Genomic DNA, 19,511 nt, shown 5'->3' on the forward strand with positions numbered 1-19,511 from the left:
TCATGTGCCACTCTCGGTGTATGGAGCGCGAAGACAAGATCACACTCACCGAGCGACTGATCGCACACGTCGACAACAACAGCACCGACTACGCGGACGACCTGCTTCGAGTGCCGTTCTCGGTGTTCAACGACCCCGAACTCGCCGAACGCGAGCGCACGGTGGTCCGGCGGCTGCCGCACATCGTCGCCCACGTCGACGAGCTGAAGAAGGCGGGCGACTTCGTCACGACCGAGCTGATCGGCACGCCGCTACTGGTGGTCAAGCAGACGGACGGCAGCGTCAAGGCCTTCTCCAACGTCTGCAGGCACCGGGGCTCGAAGGTGGAGTTCGAGGAGGCCGGCTGCAAGCGCGTCTTCAGCTGCCCGTATCACAACTGGGCGTACGGCCGCGGTGGAGATCTGCGGGGAATGCCGCATGCGGAAGGCTTCGACGGCATGGACCGCTCGCAATACGGGCTCGTCGAATTTCCCTGCGAGGTGCGGCACGGCCTGGTCTGGGTGGTTCCGACGGTCGGCGCCGAACTCGACATCGCCGGGATTCTCGGCGCCAAGCACGACGCGGAGGTGACGGACACCGGGATGGCCGAGTCGTTCCAGGTGCGCAAGGAGACCTGGAAACTCGACATGAACTGGAAGATCGCCGTCGACGGCGTCCAGGACTCGTACCACCTGTGCCAGCTGCACACCAAGACCGTGTGCAACTACCTCGAGGGCAACATCACGGCCTACGACCTGGTCGACCGTTCGTGGCGAATCGTCGTGGCCCGCAAGTCGATCACCGAGGTTCGCGGCGCAGATCCCGACTCGTTCGACGTCCGCGACTACTCCCTCGCGAACTACACGATCTACCCGGGCACGATGCTCGTGACCGAGCCCAACCACTTCGAGATCTGGACGATCGTGCCCGACACCGAAGATCCCAACGTGTCGTACTGCACCATTCGCCTTCTCTCCCCGAAGGAACCCGAGACTCCGCGGGAGAAGCGGATTCTGGACAAGAACTGGGAACTCCTGATGGAGACCCTGCACGCCGAGGACTGGTTCGTCACGAAGACGATCACGGCCAACGCGGCGCACGGGCAGGTCGACGAGCTGATTTACGGACGCAACGAGCTTCCCGGTCAGGTGTTCCACAAGATGATCACCCGCGATGCCGAGGAGGTCGCTCGGCAGGAGGCCGCGGCCGGCGGTGTGAGGTGACGACGGGCGACCTGCGCCGATCGTCGCCCGCGCCCGGAGTGCTGCAACTCGAACTCGCGCGGCCCGACGTGCACAACGCGATCACCCTCGGCCTGCAACGTGAACTCGATGCCGCGCTCGCCGAGGCGGCGGACGACCCGGACGTCCGGGTGGTGCTGCTGGCAGGGGAGGGTACCGCCGCGTTCTCCGCGGGATACGACCTGAAGGAACTCCGGGCGATGACGGCGGACGCCTGCGCCCTCAGCCTGCTCGAACGGGACGAACTGTTGTGGAGATACTTCACGTTCCCCAAACCCACCGTCGCCGCGGTCCAGGGAATGGCCTACGGCGCGGGCACCCTGCTGGCGGCGTGTTCTGATCTGCGCGTCGGAGGTCCCGGCACCCGCATCACTGTCACCGCGGCGAAGTACGGCGGCGCCAACCTCACGTGGGTACTCGACCACCTGATCGGTGCCGGACTCGCCCGCGATCTGCTGATGACGTCCCGGGCAGTCACCGGTGAGGAGGCCCACCGGATGGGTCTCGTCTCCCGGTATGCCGCCGACGACGACGTGCTCGGCGCCGCGCTCGAGGCGGCCGGGCAGATCGCCGCCCAGCCCCCGGAGTCGATGCGCGAGATCAAGACTCTGCTGCTCGACGGACCGGGACGCGACCTGCGGTCCCGGTACGACCGGGAGAACGTCGTGTCGCGCACGACGCTCCGGCCGCGTCCGGTCGAGGAGATGTTCGGCTCCTACTTCGGACGGCGCGCCCGGTGAACCGCGGGCCGTCACTCGTCAGCACCGCAAGCGAGGTCCGGATGGACGTCACCCTCTCGACTCCCGACGACATCTGGAGTCCCAGCTGGGACGACCCATTCGAACCGACCGCGGGCGGTGACGACGAGTTCGCGGAACTGGCCGAGGCTCTGCGCTCCGTGCAGGAGGCCGTCACCCGCAGTCGCCCGGGTCCGGACGCGGCGAGTCGCGCGGCGCGTACGCTCCGCGGCCTCGCAGCACGACTGGCGGAGTTCGAGGTCGGTGAGGACGAACAGATCGCCGGCAGGCGCTGGGATCTTCCCGGCCGGGCACAGGCGCTGACGCCACCCCTCCACGTCGACGAGGTGACCGCGACCCGGGCGCGGGGGCGCGTCACGGTCGGCAGATTCCATTCCGGGCGCTACGCGATGAACGGCGGCGTGACGCCGCTGATCTTCGACGAGATACTCGCGCGCCTCGCCAACAGTTCCGGCAGGCACTGGGCACGCACGGCGTACCTGCACGTCAACTACCGAGCCCCCGCGCCGCTCGGCGTCGAATTGCGCGTGGAGGCGGAGCTGGCCGGGCAGGAGGGCCGCAAGCGATTCCTGCGCGGCGCGATGTATCACGGCGACGTCCTCGTCGCCGACGTCGACGGACTCTGGATCGAACTGAAACCGGAACAGACACAGAATGTCTCGCTGGCCGTCGGCCGGGGAGCGAAGGAGGGTTCATGAGTGGGTACTCGCTGCTGGACGGCGTTCGGATCCTCGAGGTCGCGCAGCTGGCGCCGTCGTCGCTCGGCGGGCATCTCGCCGATCTGGGTGCGGACGTGATCAAGGTCGAATCCGGTCCGCTCGGGGATCCCGTGCGCATCGGCGGCAGCCGTGCCGTCGGAGGAGAGGACGGGCCTGCCTTCATGCACCTGCGATGGAATCGCGGAAAGCGCAGCGTCGCACTCGATCTGCGCACACCCGTAGGCAAGCAGGCGTTCCTCGACCTCGCGCGGTCGTGCGACGCGGTCATCGAGGGCATGCGGGGCGGGTACCTCGACTGGCTCGGCATCGGCTACGAGCAACTGCGACAGGTGAATCCGAAGATCGTGCTGTGCACGGTGTCGGGCATGGGCACCGACGGACCGTACCGTGTTCTCGGCACCGGAGGTCCGGTGTTCGACGCGTACGCCGGGCTCCGCGAGGTCGGCACTCCCGCGGAGCCGCCGACCGAGGGGATGGCGGGATCCACGACGCCGCCGATCGCGATGTACGCGCTCGGCGCGTACGGGGCGATGGGCCTGCTCGCGGCGCTGCACAAGGCCGGCGCCACCGGTACCGGCTGTCACGTCGAGGTGGCGGGCATCGACGTCGCCGCCGCGTGGATGCCGGACCTGGTGGACGCGGAGTTGAACAGGGACCGCTCGATTCCCCGGCCGACCTGGCTGCCGGACGGCCGGCTGCCCGACTGGCCACGGCTCGAGGCCTACCGCACCAGCGACGGCGAGGCGATCCTGTTCGGGTCGCACGTGGAGAAGTTCTGGCACAACTTCCTGGTCGCGGTCGGACGCCAGGACCTGATCGACGTCGACCTCACCGGCACCGACGACGGTGCCCCCGCCCGCGCGGACCTGGTGTGGCGCGCGCTGACGGAGATCTTCGCGCAGCGCACCCGCGCCGAGTGGGTGCAGCTGTTTCTCGAACACGGCATCGCGGGAGGCCCGGTCAACAGCGTGGCCGACATGCTCGACGACCCGCACTTCCGGGCGCGGGACAACACCTACCGGGTCGACTACCCGGGGGTCGGCGAGCTCGAGTTCGTGGTCAGCCCCGTGCGCGTCGCCGGGGAGAAGTTCGCGCCCGCGCTGCCGCCGGTCGTGGGCGCGGACACCGCGGAGGTGCTGCGGACGGTGGCGCGGTACGACACCACGCGGGTCGCCGCGGCAACCGACTCGGCGAGCCCTCGGCGCGAGGCACCTCCCGCCGGCTGACCGGACGCATTCCGCGGAAGCAACACTCACACGAAATACACTGTGTGGGTGTTGTTTTCGTGCGACGGTCCGGTTCTGTCGGGTGCCCGAAATTCCCGAATCGAGCATTGCGCCGTTCGCCTACAACTGTTAGGTTTACGGCACACGAAGTGAGGGTGGTCACACCCGGCTGACGAGCACGAGGAGCACAGATGAATCTCGCGGACCTGACCCGGTTCTGGGGTAAGACACGTTCGCAGCAGCAGGCCATCGTGTTCGGGGACACGGCACAGACCTGGGCCGAGGTCGACGCGATCACCGACGCACTCGCCCGCGGCCTCGCGGCGCGGGGCGTCCGCAAGGGGGACCGGGTGGCGGTGATGATGCTCAATCGCCCCGAACTCGCCCACATCATCCTGGCGACCCTCAAGCTCGGCGCCATCAGCGTGCCGCTGAACTTCCGGCTCACCGGCAAGGAGCTGGCGCCGATGGTGCTCGACTCCGCGCCGCGCGTGGTGATCGTCGAGGACAGCTTCGCGTCGCTGCTCGAGGTCGCCGCCGAGCAGGCGGAGTTCGAGACGTACGCGATCGGGGGCAGTGCCCATCCGCCGTACGAGCGGCTGATCGACCCCGGGACCGCACCCGTCGTCGCCATCGACGCCGACGACCCCGGCTTCATCTGCTACACGTCGGGGACCACCGGCGTGCAGAAGGGCGCCCTGATCACCCACCGCAACGCGATGACTCCGGGCATCTCGCAGTCGATCACGTTCGGCTTCTCGTCCCGCGACCGGGTGCTGTGCTCCGCCCCGCTGGTGTACACCGGCTCGGTCCTGTCGATCTTCATGCAGCTCGTCGTCGTGCCCGGCGCGACGATGGTCCTGTTGCGCGAGTACGACCCGGAGATCGCCCTCGACACGTTCGAGCGTGAGCAGATCACGGCCACCACGACCGTCCCCGTGATCTGGGAACGGATGACGATGCTGCCCGACTTCGGCACCCGCAAGCTCGCGAAGTTCACGTTCGCCGGCACCGGTGGCGCTCCCGTCAGCCTCGACCTGCTCGACTTCTACCGCTCGCACGGCATCCCGCTCACCCAGTGCTACGGCCTGACCGAGGCGTCCGGCATGGTCTCGACGCTCGCCTACGAGGACGCCGTGTCCCGTCCCGGCTTCGCGGGGCTGCCGCTGGTCGGCACCCACATCCGGATCGGTGATCCGGGAGTCGACACCCCGGCCGGGGAGGTCGGCGAGATCCTGGTCCGCGGCGAGCACGTGCTGCGGGAGTACTGGAACAAGCCCGAGGCCACCGCGGCGACCCTCGGCGACGGGTGGCTGCGTACCGGCGACCTCGGCATGCAGGACGAGGGCGGATTCCTGAAGATCGTCGACCGCAGCAAGGACATGCTGATCTCCGGGGGCCTCAACGTCTACCCCGCCGAGATCGAGAAGGCGTTGCACGGCATCGACGGCCTGGTCGACCTCGCGGTCATCGGCGTCAAGGACGACCGATGGGGCGAGGTGCCGATGGTGGTGTTCCACAGTGAGCGCCCCGCCGCCGAGATCGTCGCCGACATCGCCGAGGTCGCCGGCGAGAACCTGGCGAAGTTCAAGCGCCCCAAGCACGCCGTCGCGCTCGGCGAGCCGCTGCCGCGCACGTTCTCCGGAAAGCTCGCGAAACCGTCTCTGCGCCAGCGGTTCCCCGAGGTGCCCGCCGACGCACTCGCGGTCGACGGCACCGTCACCCCCGTCTAGCAAGACCCATCCAGTTCGAGGCTTCATCTCCCGCGGTTCCCCCCTTCGAGAGGAATGCACGTCGTGGCCCCAACTCGTGAAGTCGACATCTCCCAACTCATCGACGCCGCACCGGTGTCGGCCCTCCAGAAGCGTGCCATCGCGTTGTGCCTGGCGCTCGCGATCCTCGACGGCATGGACGCCCAGCTGATCGGATTCGCGATTCCCGCGCTGTCCGAGGACTGGGGCCTGTCCAAGGCCTCGTTCGGGCTGCTGCTGGCGCTCAGCAGCGGCGCGATGGTCGTCGGCAGCCTGCTGTTCGGCCCCGTCGCCGACCGCTGGGGCCGGCGCCGGGTGATCCTGCTGTGCACCGTGCTGTTCGCGGTGTTCACCCTCGCGTCCGCGTTCGCGCCGTCGATGGGGGTGCTGATCGTGCTGCGCATTCTCGCCGGAATCGGGCTCGGCGGCGTCACCCCGAACCTGATTGCGCTGACCAGTGAATACAGCCCCGCTCGCAGCCGCTCCACCCTGGTCACCATCGTCGTCGCGGGCATGTCGCTCGGCGGCTTCCTCGGCGGACTCGCTGCCGCTCAACTGATCCCGGCGTACGGGTGGCAGTCGATCTTCGTGGCCGGCGGCGTCCTCCCGCTGATCGTGGCGGCGCTCGCGTGGGCCGGGCTGCCGGAATCGGGCAAGTTCCTCGCCTCCCGCGGTGATCACGCCGGCGCCGCGAAGATCCTCTCGGCGATCGCACCGCAGGCGGGCATCACCGGATCGGTGACGTTCACCGTGGACGCCGCCGTGGCCACCAGATCGCCTATCCGGGAACTGTTCGCCGGCGGCCGGGCGCTGGACACGGTGCTGCTGTGGGTCGTGTTCGTCATCAACTTCCTGGTGATCTACTTCCTGTTCGGGTGGATGCCGTCGCTGTTCAGCCAGGCCGGGCAGAGCCCCTCCCACGCGATCCTCGCCGCGGCGCTGTTCAACCTCGGCGGTATGGCAGGCGCGCTGTCGATCGGGTGGATCACCGACCGCGTCGGCACCGCGTGGCGCCGGTCCCGGGGCGCGGACGCCGCCTACGCGGTGGTGATGGCCGGCTACACACTCGGCGCCCTGTTCATCGGCGTCGTCGCGATGTTCCTGGCGAACTCCACGTTGCTGCTGATCACGATCTGCATCGTCGGATTCGGGATGTCCGGCAGTTCGGCGGGCATCATCGCGATCGCGGCGTCGATCTACCCGGTCGCGGCACGCTCGACCGGCATCGGCTGGGCCATGGGAATCGGGCGGATCGGGTCCATCGCCGGGCCCACCCTCGGCGCTGCCCTGATCGCGGCCGGGATGGATGCCCGCACGATCTTCCTGCTGATGATCGTGCCGACCGCCCTCGCCGTCCTCACGCTCGGTGCGCTGTTCGCGCGGGAACGACTGCGCGTTCGCACCGTCGCCGGGGCCGCGGAGTCGACCGCCGTCACCGCAGAGGCGCACTGAGCCATGCGATCCGTCACGTCGAGGGCCACGTCGTACTGCAGGCTGTGTGCCTCCTCGTGCGGGGTCCTGCTCGACATCGAGGACGGGCGGATCGCGCGGGTGCTCGGCGACGCCCACCATCCGATCTCCGGCGGCTACACCTGCCCGAAGGGGCGCCGAGGCGGCGACCTCGTCCACGGGCCGGACCGGCTCACCACCTCGATGCGCCGCACCGCGGCAGGCACCCACGAGCCGGTGCCGGTGGCGCGGGCGGTCACCGACATCGCGGACCGGCTGCGCGCAATCGTCGACCGGCACGGGCCGGATGCGGTCGCGTTGTTCATGGGGACACAGCAGAACTTCGCCGCACTCACCCCGCCGATGGCCCGGGCCTGGTTCCGGGGTACCGGCTCGCACAAGCTGTTCTCCACGATGACCATCGACCAATCCGCGAAATGGGTTGTTGCCGAACGGATGGGAACGTACCTCGGCGGCCGGCAGCGATTCGAGGAAGCAGACGTGTGGTTGCTCGCGGGCACCAACCCCGTCGTCTCCGGCAACGGCGGCGACGGGGACGGCGCGGTGGTGCAGAACCCGTCCGTCACCCTGAGGGCGGCGCGGGAACGGGGCCTGCGGCTCATCGTCGTCGACCCGCGACGCACCGAGACCGCGGCGCTCGCCGACATCCACCTGGCACCCCGGCCGGGCACGGACGCAGTGCTGTTCGCCGGTCTCCTGCACGTCGTCCTCACCGAGCGCCTCCACGACGCCGGCTTCTGCCACCGGTACACGGCCGACCTGGCCGTGCTCGCCGATGCCGTCGCCGGCGCGACCCCCGGCGTCGTGCAGCGGATCTGCGGTATTCCCGCAGCGCGGATCCGCAACGCGGCACGGGTGTTCGCAGGCGCGGCACGGGGAATGGCGACCAGCGGCACCGGGTTGTGCATGGGCCCGCACTCGAACCTCGCGGAACACCTCGTCGCGGCACTGAACGTGGTGTGCGGCCGGTATCTGCGGGAGGGGGAGCGGGCCGACGACCGCGCCGTCCTGACCCGGCACCAACCGGCGCGCGCGGAGGTAGCCCCGGCCACCCGGGCATTCGAACACGGATTCCGCAGCCGGATCGGTGGGGTCCGGGCGATGCGCGGCGAACTGCCGTCCGGCATCCTCGCCGACGAGATCCTCGAACCCGGCCCCGACCGGGTGCGGGCGCTGATCGTCTCCGGCGGCAACCCCGCGGCGGCGCTGCCCGACCGCGGGAAAGCGTTGCGCGCGATGCGATCACTGGACCTGCTGGTGTGCGTCGACCCGCGCATGTCGGACACCGCGCGGCTCGCCGACTACGTGATCGCGCCGACCACGATGTACGAACGTGCCGATCACACCGCGATCATGGAACCGTTCTTCCCGCAGCCGTTCGCGCAGTACACCCCCGCGGTCGTGACCGCGCCGCCCGGCGTCGTCGACGACTGGCGATTCTTCCTCGACCTCGCCGCCGCCTCCGGGCAGCCCGTCAAGTTCGCCGGTCGCATCCTCGACCCCGCCGCGCCACCGACCCCCGAGCAGTTGCTGGCCATGATGGCCGAGCGGGGGCGCATCCCGTTCGCGGACCTGGTCGCCGCCCCGCACGGACACCTCGCCGGACGCAGCGGCGCCGTCGTCGGTCCGGCGGCCGAGGAGAATGCCGGGCACCGCCTGACACTGATGCCCGAGGACGTGCGCGCCGAACTGCACGCAGCGCTGACGGACCGGGCCGTCGCAGCACAGTTCCCGCTCCTGTTGACGGTGCGGCGGATCCGGGAGGCCGTCAACTCCACCGGCACCCGCGTGCCCGGACTCGTTCCCGGTGGCGCCAACCCCGCGAGCCTGCACCCGGACGACCTCGCCGCCGTGGGCATCGCCGACGGGCAGGCGGTGACCGTGCGCTCGGCGTCCGGGCACCTGCGTGCGACCGCGCGGGCGGACGCCACACTGGCCCGCGGCACCGTGTCGATGACGCACTGCTTCGGGAGCGTCGACCCGCGCGACGACGTCGGAGTGAACGTGAACGCGCTGACCGGAACCGGTGACGGCGTCCAGTCGATCAACGCGATGCCCACCATGACCGCGGTTCCCGTCGCGGTCGAGCCCACCACCATCGAACAGGACGTGTGATGACGACGGCAGAACCGATCGCCGGGCACCGGATCTGCCCGCTGTGCGAGTCGACCTGCGGGCTGCTGGTCGAACTCGACGGTCGCGCCATCACGAGGGTCGCGCCGAACCCCGACGATGTGATGAGCGCTGGGCACAGCTGCGCGAAGGGGCTCGGCCTCGGGCGCATCGAGGGCGACCCGGACCGGATCCGGACCCCACTCCTGCGCACCGCGGGCGGTACATTCCGCGAGGCCACCTGGGACGAGGCGTTCGCCGAGATCGAGCGTCGGCTACCGGAGTTCGTCACCGGTGACCCGGGCAGCTGCGCCGTCTACCACGGGAATCCGGCCGCCCACCACCTGGATTCGACGTTCTACCTGGGTGAGCTGATCGGTGCGGTCGGTACCCGGAACATCTACTCGCCGGCCAGCGTCGACACCTGGCCGAAGAACCTTGCGCACATGCTGCTGTACGGCACCGGGCTGGGAATGAGCCTGCCCGACCTCGACCGCACCGAATACCTGCTGATCCTCGGTTCTAATCCGATGGTCTCCAACGGCAGCACCGTCACCGCCCCCGGCATGCACCACCGCCTGCAGGCGTTGCGTGAGCGGGGCGGCATCCTCGTCGTGGTGGATCCGGTCCGCACCCGCACCGCCGAGGTCGCGGATCTGCACGTGCCGATCCGGCCCGGGACCGACGCCCTGTTCCTGCTCGGGGTGCTGTCCGTCATCGCGTCCGAGGGGCTGTCCCGACCCGATCGGGTGCCTGCGGTGGTGGACGGCTTGGACGCCGTGCTCGCCATGGCGGCGGACGTCGACCCCCACGCCGTCGCCGCCGCGTGCGGGATCGACGCCGATATGATCCGCGCGGTCGCGCGGGGGTTCGCGGGCGCGCCTGCAGCGGTGGCGCATTCACGGATAGGGACGTGCATGCAGGAGTTCGGCACCCTCGCGAACTGGCTGGTCGAGGTGCTCACCATCGTCACCGGCAACCTGGACCGGCCCGGAGGGGCGATGTTCGCGCTGCCGCCGGCCGGCGGGCAGAACACCTGGCCGGTGACCAGACCGCCGAAGCTGATGTTCGACCGGTGGCGTTCGCGAGTGCGGGGGCTGCCGGAGGCGATGGGGGAGTTGCCCGCGGTGTGCTTCGCCGAGGAGATCCTCACGCCCGGACCGGGCCGTACCCGGGCGCTGATCACCCTGGCCGGGAACCCGGCCCGCTCCCTGCCCAACAGTGGGGCGATCGAGGAGGCGCTCGGCGCCCTCGACTTCATGGTGTCGGTGGACTGCTACCTCAACGAGACCACCCGCCACGCCGACGTGATCCTGCCGCCGCCACCGCTGGCGACCCGCGGCCACCACGACGTGACGCTGGCGCACTTCCAGATCCGGAACGTCGCGCGGTACACCCCACCCCTGCTCGACCTCGCCGACGGTGAGCAGGCGGAATGGCAGATCCTGCTGCGGATCGCCGCGATCGCCCAGGGAACCCCGCACCGCCCGGTCGAGGAGATGGACGACGAGGTGGCGGCCGTCGCCGCCAGGCGCGCCGCGAAACTCGCCGGCTGCGAGGCGGTACAGGCACTGCACGCCGTCACCGGCCGGCGCGGCCCTCAGCGACTGCTGGACTTGCGTCTGCGCAGCGGACCCTACGGCGACCGTTTCGGGCTGGACCCGGACGGGCTGACTCTTGCACTGCTGGAGGCCAACCCGGACGGCATCGACTACGGGCCGCTGACACCGCGCGTCCCGGAGGTGTTGCGCACCCCGGACGGGCGGATCGACCTGATGCCGGAGATGATCGTCGGGGATCTGCCGCGGGTGCGGGCGAGCATGACCCGGGCCGCCCCGGATCTGCTGCTGATCAACCGGCGTCAGCGTCGTGGCATGAATTCGTGGCTGCACAATGCCCTGCCCCAACCGGACGACGGCCAGTGCGCCCTGCTGATCAGCCCACGCGATGCGGCCGAGCGCGGCCTGGTCGGCGGCGACCGGGTGGCGGTGACGTCCAAGGTCACCACCGTGACGGCCGAACTGCGAATCGACGACGCGTTGCGTCCGGGAGTGGTGAGCATGCCCCACGGGTGGGGCCACGACGGGCCCGGCCTGCGAACGTCCCGGTCGGCGTCGGTCCCGGGCAGCAACTACAACGCGCTGGTGGACGACACCACCGACCTCGAGGCGCTGACGGCGTCCCCGATCTTCAACGGCGTCCCGGTCACCGTGACGCGCACCAGCGAGGAGCATCCCTGATGGCGTACGTGGTCACCCAGAACTGCTGCAACGACGCGACTTGTGTCGCGGTCTGCCCGGTCGATTGCATCCATCCGACTCCCGCCGAGCGGGAGTACACGCGCACCGAGATGCTGTACATCGATCCGGGTGCGTGCATCGACTGCGGCGCCTGCTCCGACGTGTGCCCGGTGGACGCGATCGTCCCCGGCGACGCCCCCGCGCCGGACATCGACCGGTACCGCGACATCAATGCCGAGTACTTCCAGCGGAATCCGCGCACCGCGGCGCCGGGTGCGCACGTGCAGCCACTCCCGCTGGCCCTCGCGACCACCGGCGTCACCGATCCCCCCGCGCTGCGGGTGGCGATCGTCGGATCCGGACCGTCGGCGTTCTACGCCGCCGAGGAACTGCTGGCCCGCCACGACATCGCCGCCGAGGTCACCATGTTCGAACGGCTGCCCGTCGCAGGCGGACTCGTGCGGTTCGGCGTCGCGCCGGACCACTGGCACACGAAGACGGTGGACCGGGTGTTCGACCGCACCGCGCGACGCGACGGCTTCACCTTCCACCTCGGCGTCGAGGTCGGGCGGGACGTGACGATCGACGAGGTGCTGGCACACCACCACGCGGTGATCCACGCGTCCGGGGCGTCGGGGGACCGGCGCCTCGGCATCCCCGGCGAGGACCTGCCGGGCAGCTACGCCGCCCGGGAGTTCGTCGCCTGGTACAACGGCCACCCCGATCACGCCGATCGCGCCTTCGACCTGTCCGCGCGCCGCGCCGTCGTGGTCGGCAACGGCAACGTCGCCCTGGACGTCGCCCGCATCCTCGTCTCCGACGTGGAGATCCTGCGCCGCACCGACATCGCCGACCACGCCCTCGCCGCCCTGGCCGACAGCCGGGTCGAGGAGGTGGTGGTGCTCGGCAGGCGGGGACCCGAGCACGCGGCCTGCACCACGCCGGAACTGCTCGCGCTCGGCTCGCTGCCGGGAATCGACGTTCTCGTCGACGGTCCGGTGACGGCGGCACCGGACGCACCGGCCAAGCTGCGGATCCTCGCCGACTACTCCCGGCGGAAGGCGACGCCGGGGAACAAGCGCATCGTGCTGCGCTTCGGTACCTCCCCACGCGAGGTGCTCGGTGCGGGTCGTGCCGAGTCGCTTCTGGTGGCCCACGGCGACACCGTGGACCGGATCGAGTGCGGTCTGATCCTCCGGGCGGTCGGGTACCGCGGACTGCCGATCGTCGGCCTCCCGTTCGACGAGGCCGCCGGAACCGTCGCCAACGCCGCGGGCCGCGTCGCGCTGCCGGGAACGGGGGAGACCGTCCGCGGCCACTACGTGGCGGGCTGGATCAAGCGCGGTGCCACCGGTGTGATCGGCACCAATCGCTACTGCGCGGCGGAGACCGTCGAGGCACTCCTCGCCGATCACCGCGCGGGACTGCTCGCCGCCCCGACCCAGGCCGCTGCGGACCTGGCGGCGCTGGTGCGCGAACGCAGGCCCGACGCGCTCGGCGGCGCGGACTGGCGCGCGATCGACCGCTTCGAGCGCGAGCAGGGGCGGGCCGTCGGCCGTCCTCGGGTCAAGATCGTCGCCGCCGCCGCGGCGGGCGATGTCGCGAGAGCCGCGCGGGTGGGATCGTGACGCGGAAGGTCCACACGTTCTGCCGGATCTGCGAGCCGGGGTGCGGCCTGCTCGCGGAGGTGGACGGTGACGAGGTCGTCCGGCTGCGACCGGACACGGATCATCCGGTGCACAAGGGGTTCTCCTGCCACAAGGGTGTGCACTACCTCCAGGTCCATCACGATCCGGACCGGCTGGACCGGCCGCTGAAGAGGATGAATCCGCGGAGCGAGGAGCGCGGTGTCTTCGAACCCGTCGAGTGGGACGTCGCGGCGCGTGAGATCGCAGCACGGCTCCAGGAGGTGCGCCGCGAGCACGGCCGCAACGCCCTTGCCGTCTATCAGGGCAACCCGTCGGCGTTCAACGGCGCCTACTACGCGAACGCCGCCACGATCGCGCGCGGCTTCGACACCCGGATGCGCTTCAGCGCCGGAACCCAGGACACCTCGGCCAAATACGCTGCCAGCGAGGCGATCTACGGGGCGTCGATGGCACATCCGATTCCCGACCTGCTGCACACCGACTACTTCCTGTGCCTCGGCAGCAACCCGCAGGTCTCGCACATGACGCTGATCCACATCTCGGATCCGATGGCCAAGATCCGCGCAGTGAAGAGCCGTGGCGGGACCGTCCTGTTCGTCAATCCGCGCCGCATCGAGTCGTCGTCGCCGGAGACCGGTGACGTGTTGTTGATCAAGCCGGACACCGACTTCTACTTCCTCGCCGGAATCCTGCACGAGATCGTCTTCCGGATCGGGTACGACCGAACGGAAGTGGAACGTCACGCTCGTCGCGTCGACGAGTTGCTCGACTTCGTCCGGCAGTATCCCGTCGACCGGATCGCCGCGGTCACCGGCATCGAGGCCGACACGATCCGGCAGGTCGCCGACGAGTTCTGCACGGCACCGAGCGCGAGCGTCTACATGGCGACCGGGGTGAACCAGGGCCGTCAAGGCACCCTGGCCTACTGGATGCTCACCATGGTCAGCTTGTTCTCCGGCAACCTCGGCAGGCGCGGTGGCAACATCTACTCGCGTGGCGTCGCCGACGTGGTGCAGGGTTCGAAGCGCAAACGGGAGGACCCGTTCTACGAGGGTCCCTTCGGTGAGATGCGCACCGTCGGCGGTGATCTCCCCGCCGCGCTCCTGCCGGACTTCATCGAGAATCCCGCAGACCCGGTCCGCGCGCTGATCGTGGTGTCGGGCAACCCGCTGCTGTCGGTCGGCGGCGGCGACCGCCTGCGCCGGGCGTTCGAGCAGTTGGACCTGATCGTGACCGTCGATCTGTACCGCACGGTCACCGGTGAGATGGCGGACTATGTTCTGCCGGCTACGGACTGGCTGGAACGGGAGGACGTCAACTTCCTCAACACGATGGGCGTGGCGATGGAGCCGTACGTGCAGTACACGCCCGCCGTCGTCCCCGCGAAGGGGGAGCGCCGCGACGACTGGTGGATCCTGTCCCGCATCCAGCAGGCGATGGGTGTCCCGACCCTGCTCGACGACCCCGACCCGAATCCGTTCGCCGCGGTCGACGCGAAGATGCGGGAGTCGGGTCTGAGCATCGATCTCCTCGCGACCATGCCGTGCCAGACTGCGGTGCTGCCGGAGGCCGAACCGTCGCACGTGTTCAGCATCGCGGTCCAGCACGACGACGGCCTGATCGACTGCTGTCCCGCGCTGTTCCAGCGCTCGTACGGGACCGCGGAACGCATCTTCGAGGAGTTGGCCGCGGAGCCCGCCGACCAGCTCAAACTGATCACCCGCCGCACCCACTACATGGTCAACAGCTGGCTGCACAATCTTCCGGTGTTCAAACAGGGTGTCCACCAGAGCAATCCGCTGTGGATGCACCCGGACGACGCGCGGTGCCGGGACCTCGTCGAGGGCGACGACGTCACCGTGCGCAACCGCCACGGCGAGGTCGACGCGATGCTGATCTACGACGACACCCTCCGGCTGGGCGTCGTGGCGATGACCCACGGCTGGGGGCAGCGCACGGCCCGGGGGCTGGACGTCGCGAGGCGCAACCCGGGTGTGAACGTCAACCGTCTCGCGCCCACCGGGACGGACGGCTACGACCCGCTGAGCAACCAGTCGCAGCTCACCGGCATCAAAGTCGAGGTGGTGCGCCTCCGGCACCCGTGAGTACTTGTTAACCGCCGGACGTTGACAAGTACTCACGGCGCGAAGCGCACCTTGCCGGATTTAACAACAACCTTTAGATTTAGCAGCTGTGACGGGCGGCACAGTGCGACCGAACGCACGAGTCCCTTCACGGAGAACTTCGGTTTCGACCCCGCCGGTCGCGGCCGGGCACACAGGAGGCAATGAATGAGCGGAACCGTGATCGACGCGCTGAATTTCTGGGCGCGGATCGTCCCCGGCCAACCGGCCATCGATTTCGACGGCGACGTCGTCACGTATGCGGAACTGTCGAGGTGGGCCGACGGCGTCGCCCACGACCTCGCGGCGCGCGGCGTCCTGCCGGGCGACCGGGTCAGCTTCGTGGGAACCAACACCCTCGAATGGTGCGCGGCGGCGCTGGGGGCGATGAAGGTGGGCGCCATCGCCGCGCCGTTCAATCAGCGGATGCTCGCCGGCGAGCTCACGGCGCTGGTCGAGGATTGTGAGCCGAAGATCGTCTACTGCGATCAGGCGTACCTTCCCAGACTCGAAGAGGTCCTGAAGGCGCACGACACCTTCTCGATCGCCGTCCTCGAACACGACGTGCGGCCCCTGCGCGGAGGGGAGCACGCGACGTTCCCGACTCCCGTGGTCGACGTCTCGACACCGACCGCGATCGTCTTCACCAGCGGCACCACGGGCAGGCCCAAGGGGGTGGTGTTCACCCACGCGACCATCGCGGGCGAGATGCACGAGTGGTCGCTGATGGAACCCATCCTGCCCAACGGTTTGCGTCCTCTGCTCGTGCTGCCGTTGTTCACCGCGGCGGGCATCATCTGGGGCATCTCCCGCACCGTCATCCACGGCGGCACGCTCTTCCTGCAGCCGGGATTCGACCCGCAGGCGGCCCTGCGTGTTCTCGTCGAGGACAAGGCGACGACGCTCACCGGTCCACCCATTCTGTTCGAGCAGATCGCGAAGGTCCCGGGATTCGCCGACGCCGACCTCCGCCACCTCACCACCGCACACGTGGGCGGTGCCCGGGTGCCTGCACACCTGCTGGGGATCTGGCAGGACCGGGGTGTGCAGTTGCGGCAGATCTACGGGCAGACCGAGATCGGCGGTTCCGCCACCGTGATGCCCCGCGACGAGGCGGCCGAGCATCCGGACAAGTGCGGGTGGGGTGGCATCTTCACCAAGATCCGAGTCGTCGACGCGTCCGGAAACGACTGCGCGCCTGGCGAAACCGGGCAGATCCTCCTCCGCGGTCCGGGAATGATGCCGGGCTACTGGCGCAACGAGGACGCGACGAAAGCCACGCTGATCGACGGCTGGTTGCACACGGGAGATCTCGGAAAGCTCGACGAGAACGGCTACCTGACCTACGTGGACCGGCTCAAGGACATGATCATCTCCGGTGGGCTCAACATCTCGCCCGCCGAAATCGAATCGGTGATCAATCAGATCCCCGAGGTCGAGGAAGTCGCGGTGATCAGCGTGCCCGACGCGAAGTTCGGAGAGACTCCGGCTGCTCTCGTGAAGGCGGCGCCGGGCCTGACCGAGGCGGATGTCGTCGAGTTCTGCAATCGGCGCCTCGCCGACTTCAAGGTCCCGCGTTACGTCGTCCTGCTGGACGAGCCGTTGCCGCGGATGGCCAGCGGCAAGATCGCCAAACGGGAACTGCGCGACACATACGCGGACGTGCCGGACACCCACCGGAAGGTGCGCTGAATGACGAACGCGGGTGAACAGAAGGTTGCCGTCGTCACCGGGGGTGGCAGGGGCATCGGTGCGGCAATCGCGCAGCGCCTCGCGTCGGACGGTTTCGCCGTGGCGGTGAACTATTCGCGCAGCGAGACGCATGCGGCCGACGTGGTCGCGAAGATCGTCGCGGGCGGTGGCCGCGCGGCGGCGATCAAGGCGGACATCGGGGACGCGGCCTCCGCCGAGGAGCTGATCTCACGGACCGCCGACACGCTCGGGGCGCCGTCGGTGCTGGTCAACAACGCGGGCATGAACCTCGCCGGCTCGGTCCGCAAGCAGGAACCGGAGGACTGGGATCGCGTGATCGCGGTCAACCTCAGCGGGGCGTTCTACTGCACGCACGCCGCGTTGCCTGCGATGTACGAGAACGGCTGGGGCCGGGTCGTCTTCTTCGGAAGCCCGTCCGGCGGACGGCGGCCGTCGCCCGGGATGAGCGCCTACTCGGCGGCGAAAGCCGGTCTGACCGGGATGACCCGGACGTTGGCGCTCGAGGTCGCGCGGCGCGGCATCACCGTCAACACCGTCGTCCCCGGTTTCGTCGAGACCGACATCATCAGTTCCGGGGGCGACGCCGCCGTCGACGTCCTGGCCGCCCATTGGCCGCGGATCCCGGCGGAGTCCGTGGCGGCGACCGTGTCGTTCCTCGTCAGTGACGACGCCCGCCATGTGTCGGGTGAAGAGGTGGGCGTCTGGCTCGGCGGGCCGGTGTAGGCGCCTCCGGCGCCCGTGCGCGGTTGACGAGTCCCAGGACTCGTCAACCGCGCACAGGTGCGTCAGCGCCGGTAGTTGGCGGGCCACGCCTTCCCGAGGGTCAGGCCCCCGTCGACGACGAGGTTCTGCCCGGTCACGAACGTTGCGTCGTCGGAGACCAGATAGGCGATGGCGCCGGCGATGTCGTGGCCCTCGCCGGCGCGGGGGATCGGCTGGAATGTCGCGAGACCCTGCCGCACGCTGTCGACGCTGGCGTCCAGCGCGTCTCCGTCCAGGCCGGCGCCGTGACCGACGATGCGGGTGGCGACGCCGCCGGGGGTGACCGCGTTGACCCGGACGTGAAATTCCGCGAGTTCGCGTGCGGCGCTGCGGGTCATCTGCAGCACGGCGGCCTTCGCGGCGCCGTACGGGTGCGGGCCGAAGCCGGTGCGCACCCCCGCCACGGACGACACGTTGACCACGGTGCCGAACCCCTGCTCGCGCATCACCCGGGCGGCGTGTTTGGTCCCGAGGAAGGCGCTGCGCGCCAGGACGGCGAACGAGGAGTCCCACTCGTCGACGGTCGTGTCGGCGACGTACGTCCAGGCCCCGACCCGGCCGGCGTTGTTGACCATCGCGTCGAGGCGTCCGAAGCGCTCGGTCGCGACGCGGACCGCGGCCGCGACATCCTCCTCGCGGGTGACGTCGGTGTGCAGGTAGACACCGTGCTCGCCGAGGGCGGCCGCGACCGCCTCGCCGCGTTCGTCGTCGATGTCCGTGACCACCACCCGCGCACCCCGCTCCGCGAGGAGTGCGCAGGTCGCCGCCCCGATCCCGCTCGCTCCACCGGTCACCACCGCGACCTTGCCGTGCAGTTCCGCCATTGTGTTCTGTCCTTTCGCGCCGTCCGTCCGAACTGTGGATCTTGAGGTATTAACCTAAAGGTATTAGCTTGATATGTCGACGGTACCGACACGAAGCGGAGGCCGTCGGAACCACACGAGGGGAAGGCCCCGAATGTCCGAACTGATACTGACCGAGCAGCCGCGGCCCGGCATCCTGCTCGTGCGACTGAACCGAACCGAAGCGCTCAACGCGATGAACGCGGAGATGATCGGCGAACTGCACCGGGTTCTGGCCCGGGTGCGGGACGACTCGACCATCCGGGCGATCGTCCTCACCGGCGCGGGCAAGGCGTTCTGCGCCGGCCTGGACCTGCGTGGGTACGGAACCCCGGACGGCGCCGCGGACGGCGAGGGTCGCCCCCAGGCCGGGCTGCGGGTGCAGAAGCACATCGCCGACCTGGTGGAGGCGTTTCGCGGCGCGCGGCCGCCGATCATCGCCGCGATCAACGGCGCAGCGGCAGGCGGCGGGATGGCGCTCGCGCTGATGGCCGATATCCGCATCATCGCCGACTCGGCCGCCCTGCACGCGTCGTTCATCAAACGTGGCCTGTCCAACTGCGACATCGGGGTCAGCTGGCTGCTGCCCCGCATGATCGGGTTCTCGCGCGCCGCGCAGATCCTGCTCACCGGCCGGACGATCGACGCCTTGGAGGCGGAACGAATCGGAATCGCCTCGTCCGTCGAATCGGAAAGCACCCTGATCGACGCGGCGCTGGGCACCGCCGAGGCGATTGCGCAGAACACGCCGTTCGGGGTGTGGATGACCAAAGAGGTGATGTGGTCGAACCTCGAGGTGCCGAGTCTCCGGGCGGCGATCGACCTCGAGAACCGCACCCAGATCCTGGCAGCCATGACCAAGGACCACCGCGAGGCGGTGAAGTCCTTCCTCGAGAAGCGCCCGCCCGAGTATCTGAATCACTGAA

The 19,511-nt window shown here is 69.6% G+C and carries 14 protein-coding genes; 13 read left to right on the forward strand and 1 reads right to left on the reverse strand.

Translation table 11 applies throughout. The annotated features are described in order from the left end of the window. Positions 1-20: 20 nt before the first annotated feature. From BLV94_RS36545 to BLV94_RS36600, 12 genes are all read left to right on the forward strand, one after another. Entirely contained in the window at positions 21-1,202 is a 1,182-nt protein-coding gene (locus BLV94_RS36545; protein WP_072939695.1) for an aromatic ring-hydroxylating oxygenase subunit alpha, read from the forward strand. Next, a complete protein-coding gene (locus tag BLV94_RS36550; protein ID WP_072939698.1) occupies positions 1,199-1,960 on the forward strand; it encodes an enoyl-CoA hydratase/isomerase family protein in 762 nt (253 codons plus the stop codon). Before BLV94_RS36545 ends, BLV94_RS36550 begins: the two co-directional genes overlap by 4 nt. Before the next feature lie 41 nt (positions 1,961-2,001). Next, positions 2,002-2,676, forward strand: coding sequence for a PaaI family thioesterase (locus tag BLV94_RS36555; protein WP_072940400.1), 675 nt, complete (start codon positions 2,002-2,004; stop codon positions 2,674-2,676). Next, positions 2,673-3,923, forward strand: a complete 1,251-nt coding sequence (locus BLV94_RS36560; protein WP_072939701.1) for a CaiB/BaiF CoA transferase family protein — start codon at positions 2,673-2,675, stop codon at positions 3,921-3,923. Before BLV94_RS36555 ends, BLV94_RS36560 begins: the two co-directional genes overlap by 4 nt. Positions 3,924-4,114: 191 nt before the next feature. Then, a complete protein-coding gene (locus tag BLV94_RS36565; protein ID WP_072939703.1) occupies positions 4,115-5,656 on the forward strand; it encodes a class I adenylate-forming enzyme family protein in 1,542 nt (513 codons plus the stop codon). A 63-nt stretch (positions 5,657-5,719) separates the two neighbouring features. Next, a complete protein-coding gene (locus tag BLV94_RS36570) occupies positions 5,720-7,126 on the forward strand; it encodes an MFS transporter (protein WP_072940403.1) in 1,407 nt (468 codons plus the stop codon). A gap of 3 nt (positions 7,127-7,129) precedes the next feature. Next, positions 7,130-9,259 (forward strand): molybdopterin-containing oxidoreductase family protein, encoded by a 2,130-nt coding sequence (locus tag BLV94_RS36575; protein WP_072939706.1) that lies wholly within the window; start codon positions 7,130-7,132, stop codon positions 9,257-9,259. Continuing rightward, positions 9,259-11,496: a molybdopterin-dependent oxidoreductase gene (locus tag BLV94_RS36580; protein WP_072939709.1), complete on the forward strand. Its 2,238-nt coding sequence runs from the start codon at positions 9,259-9,261 to the stop codon at positions 11,494-11,496. Before BLV94_RS36575 ends, BLV94_RS36580 begins: the two co-directional genes overlap by 1 nt. Then, positions 11,496-13,124, forward strand: a complete 1,629-nt coding sequence (locus tag BLV94_RS36585) for an FAD-dependent oxidoreductase (protein ID WP_072939711.1) — start codon at positions 11,496-11,498, stop codon at positions 13,122-13,124. Before BLV94_RS36580 ends, BLV94_RS36585 begins: the two co-directional genes overlap by 1 nt. Continuing rightward, positions 13,118-15,250 carry a molybdopterin-containing oxidoreductase family protein gene (locus BLV94_RS36590; RefSeq protein ID WP_072940405.1) on the forward strand — a complete coding sequence of 711 codons (2,133 nt, stop codon included), beginning with the start codon at positions 13,118-13,120 and terminating at the stop codon, positions 15,248-15,250. The genes BLV94_RS36585 and BLV94_RS36590 overlap by 7 nt, the downstream gene beginning before the upstream one ends. 186 nt (positions 15,251-15,436) lie before the next feature. Further along, on the forward strand, positions 15,437-16,960 hold the full coding sequence (locus BLV94_RS36595) for a class I adenylate-forming enzyme family protein (RefSeq protein ID WP_072939714.1): 1,524 nt from the start codon (positions 15,437-15,439) through the stop codon (positions 16,958-16,960). Further along, positions 16,961-17,704 (forward strand): SDR family oxidoreductase, encoded by a 744-nt coding sequence (locus BLV94_RS36600; RefSeq protein WP_072939717.1) that lies wholly within the window; start codon positions 16,961-16,963, stop codon positions 17,702-17,704. A gap of 62 nt (positions 17,705-17,766) precedes the next feature. On the opposite strand, the gene BLV94_RS36605 is transcribed toward BLV94_RS36600, so the two are convergent. Further along, positions 17,767-18,567: a glucose 1-dehydrogenase gene (locus BLV94_RS36605; protein ID WP_072939720.1), complete on the reverse strand. Its 801-nt coding sequence runs from the start codon at positions 18,565-18,567 to the stop codon at positions 17,767-17,769. A gap of 133 nt (positions 18,568-18,700) precedes the next feature. Between BLV94_RS36605 and BLV94_RS36610 the strand changes: the two genes are divergently transcribed. Then, positions 18,701-19,510 carry an enoyl-CoA hydratase/isomerase family protein gene (locus tag BLV94_RS36610; protein ID WP_072939723.1) on the forward strand — a complete coding sequence of 270 codons (810 nt, stop codon included), beginning with the start codon at positions 18,701-18,703 and terminating at the stop codon, positions 19,508-19,510. Position 19,511 lies beyond the last annotated feature (1 nt).

The sequence above is a fragment of the Rhodococcus koreensis genome, from assembly GCF_900105905.1.
GTDB lineage: Bacteria > Actinomycetota > Actinomycetes > Mycobacteriales > Mycobacteriaceae > Rhodococcus_F > Rhodococcus_F koreensis.

What these genes read in the sequence shown, in the direction of transcription:
- BLV94_RS36545 (WP_072939695.1), top strand. Translation starts at nt 21, where the DNA reads ATGGAGCGCGAAGACAAGATCACACTCACCGAGCGACTGATCGCACAC.
- BLV94_RS36555 (WP_072940400.1), top strand. Translation starts at nt 2,002, where the DNA reads ATGGACGTCACCCTCTCGACTCCCGACGACATCTGGAGTCCCAGCTGG.
- BLV94_RS36560 (WP_072939701.1), top strand. Translation starts at nt 2,673, where the DNA reads ATGAGTGGGTACTCGCTGCTGGACGGCGTTCGGATCCTCGAGGTCGCG.
- BLV94_RS36565 (WP_072939703.1), top strand. Translation starts at nt 4,115, where the DNA reads ATGAATCTCGCGGACCTGACCCGGTTCTGGGGTAAGACACGTTCGCAG.
- BLV94_RS36575 (WP_072939706.1), top strand. Translation starts at nt 7,130, where the DNA reads ATGCGATCCGTCACGTCGAGGGCCACGTCGTACTGCAGGCTGTGTGCC.
- BLV94_RS36580 (WP_072939709.1), top strand. Translation starts at nt 9,259, where the DNA reads ATGACGACGGCAGAACCGATCGCCGGGCACCGGATCTGCCCGCTGTGC.
- BLV94_RS36585 (WP_072939711.1), top strand. Translation starts at nt 11,496, where the DNA reads ATGGCGTACGTGGTCACCCAGAACTGCTGCAACGACGCGACTTGTGTC.
- BLV94_RS36595 (WP_072939714.1), top strand. Translation starts at nt 15,437, where the DNA reads ATGAGCGGAACCGTGATCGACGCGCTGAATTTCTGGGCGCGGATCGTC.
- BLV94_RS36600 (WP_072939717.1), top strand. Translation starts at nt 16,961, where the DNA reads ATGACGAACGCGGGTGAACAGAAGGTTGCCGTCGTCACCGGGGGTGGC.
- BLV94_RS36605 (WP_072939720.1), bottom strand. Translation starts at nt 18,567, where the DNA reads ATGGCGGAACTGCACGGCAAGGTCGCGGTGGTGACCGGTGGAGCGAGC.
- BLV94_RS36610 (WP_072939723.1), top strand. Translation starts at nt 18,701, where the DNA reads ATGTCCGAACTGATACTGACCGAGCAGCCGCGGCCCGGCATCCTGCTC.